Origin of the sequence: Saccharomonospora iraqiensis subsp. paurometabolica YIM 90007 (assembly GCF_000231035.2) — a bacterium.
Classification (GTDB): Bacteria; Actinomycetota; Actinomycetes; order Mycobacteriales; family Pseudonocardiaceae; genus Saccharomonospora; species Saccharomonospora paurometabolica.
Genome location: NZ_KI912189.1, coordinates 516 through 2,994, shown reverse-complemented (window position 1 = coordinate 2,994; position 2,479 = coordinate 516). Strand labels below are relative to the sequence as shown.

The following is a 2,479-nucleotide window of genomic DNA, read 5'->3' as shown; positions in this document are numbered from 1 at the left end:
CGAGTGCGCCCGCCGCGCCGAGTGCGGGCGCGCCGCGCACGGCCAGCCGCCGGATCGCGTCGATCAGGTCGTCGACCGTGCGCAGCCGCAGCGTCCGGTGGGTGGCCGGGAGTGCGCACTGGTCGACGATCACGACGGCGTCGGAGTCCCAGTCGATCGTCCTGTCCACACTGCCATTGTCCCGCGCCCGTTGACACGGACGGGTGAGGGACCGGGCCGGCGCACCCACCCCCACCGCACCGGCCCGGTGGCCCGGCGTCAGCGGTGCCGCGCCGACGGTCGCGGGTGCGCGATTACCCTTGGGACACGATGACCTACCTCGACCACGCGGCCACCACCCCGATGGTGCCCGAGGCGCTCGCGGCGATGACCGAGACCCTGCCCACGCTGGGCAACGCCTCGTCGCTGCACTCGTCCGGGCGCCGGGCGCGGCGCGTGGTGGAGGAGGCGCGCGAGTCCGTGGCCGAGGCCCTGGGCGCCCGGCCCTCCGAGGTGATCTTCACCGCCGGGGGCACCGAGAGCGACAACCTCGCCCTGAAGGGCATCTACTGGGCCCGCAGGCAGGCCGCGCCGTACCGGCGCCGGATCCTGGCGAGCGCGGTGGAACACCACGCCGTGCTCGACACCGTCGAATGGCTGGCCGACCACGAGGGCGCCGAGGTCACCTGGCTGGAGGTCGACCGGCACGGGCGCCTCGACCCGGAGACGCTGCGCGCCGCCGTCGAGGCCGCGCCGGACGAGGTCGCCCTGGTCACGGCCATGTGGGCGAACAACGAGGTCGGCACGGTGAACCCGGTGCCCGACCTGGCGGCGGTGTGCGCCGAGTACGACATCCCGCTGCACACGGACGCCGTGCAGGCCGTGGGGTCGGTGGACATCCGGTTCGGTGACAGCGGTGCGGGGGCGCTCACCCTCACCGGGCACAAACTCGGGGGTCCGTACGGGGTCGGCGCGTTGCTGCTGGACCGCGACACCCCGTGCGTCCCGCTGTTGCACGGCGGCGGGCAGGAACGCGAGGTGCGCTCGGGGACCCTGGACGTGCCGGGCATCCACGCGTTCGCCACGGCCGTGCGGGCGAGCGTGCGGGACCGTGCCGAGCACGTCGAGCGGGTGGGCAAACTGCGCGCCGAACTCGTCGCCGCCGTGCAGGCCGAGGTGCCGGACGCGATCCTCAACGGCGCCTCCGCCGATGCGCCGGACGCCGCCCACGCGCCGGACGCCGTCGACCGGCTGCCCGGCATCGCGCACGTCACCTTTCCCGGCTGCGCCGGGGACAGCCTGCTGATGCTGCTCGACGCCCGGGGCATCGAGTGCTCCACCGGCTCGGCCTGCACGGCGGGGGTCGCCGAGCCGAGTCACGTGCTGCTGGCGATGGGGGCCGACGCCGCGTCGGCCCGGAGTTCGCTGCGGTTCTCCCTCGGGCACAGTTCCACCCGCGAGGACGTGGAGGCGCTGGCCGCCGAGATCGGCGGGGCGGTCGCGCGGGCCCGGCAGGCGGGGTTGTCCGGTATGCGTAAGTTTCGATCCGAGCAGGAGGTGTAGGCGGTGCGGGTACTGGCCGCGATGAGCGGGGGAGTGGACTCGGCGGTGGCCGCCGCCCGGGCCGTCGAGGCGGGCCACGACGTCACCGGCGTGCACCTGGCGCTGTCGGCCAAGCCGGGCACGCTGCGCACCGGGTCGCGCGGGTGCTGCACGATCGAGGACTCGCACGACGCCCGCCGGGCCGCCGACCTGCTCGATATCCCGTTCTACGTGTGGGACTTCGCCGAGCGGTTCACCGAGGAGGTCGTGGAGACCTTCGTCGGTGAGTACGCCGCGGGCCGCACGCCGAACCCGTGCGTGACCTGCAACGAGAAGATCAAGTTCGAGGCGTTGCTGGAGAAGGCCGTCGCGCTCGGGTTCGACGCCGTGTGCACCGGCCACTACGCGCGTCTGGCGCTCGTCGACGACGCGCCGGAGCTGCGCCGCAGCGCGGACAAGGGCAAGGACCAGTCGTACGTGCTGGCCTCGCTCACGCCGGAGCAGCTGCGGCACGCCATGTTCCCGCTCGGCGGCTCCCGCAAGCCGGAGGTGCGGGCCGAGGCCGAGCGGCGCGGGCTGCCGGTGGCGAGCAAGCCGGACAGCCACGACATCTGCTTCATCCCGGACGGCGACACGAAGTCGTTCCTGGACGACCGGATCGGCCAGAGCCCGGGGGAGCTGGTCGACGCCGAGACCGGCGCCGTGCTGGGGCACCACACCGGGGTCCACGGGTTCACCGTGGGCCAGCGCAAGGGCCTCGGCATCGACGCGCCCGCCCCGGACGGGCGACCCCGGTACGTGCTGTCGCTGGAGCCGGTGTCCGGCACGGTCACCGTCGGGTCCGCCGAGGAGCTGAAGGTCGACCGGATCGACGCCGACCGGCCGATCTGGCCGGACGGGCGCCCCCTGGCGGGGCCCACCGAGTGCGTGGCGCAGGTGCGCGCGCACGGCGGCACGG

The 2,479-nt window shown here is 74.5% G+C and carries 2 protein-coding genes and 1 pseudogene; 2 read left to right on the top strand and 1 reads right to left on the bottom strand.

The annotated features are described in order from the left end of the window. Positions 1 to 169 (bottom strand): annotated as a pseudogene (locus SACPADRAFT_RS31100) (S-methyl-5-thioribose-1-phosphate isomerase); the annotation flags it as partial. Positions 170 to 309: 140 nt separating this feature from the next. On the opposite strand from SACPADRAFT_RS31100, the gene SACPADRAFT_RS0201510 reads away from it, so the two are divergent. Beyond that, positions 310 to 1,542, top strand: a complete 1,233-nt coding sequence (locus tag SACPADRAFT_RS0201510) for a cysteine desulfurase family protein (RefSeq protein ID WP_007027263.1) — start codon at positions 310 to 312, stop codon at positions 1,540 to 1,542. A gap of 3 nt (positions 1,543 to 1,545) precedes the next feature. After that, positions 1,546 to 2,479 (top strand): tRNA 2-thiouridine(34) synthase MnmA (gene mnmA, locus SACPADRAFT_RS24800; RefSeq protein ID WP_007027262.1); only part of this gene is annotated, 934 nt, incomplete at its 3' end.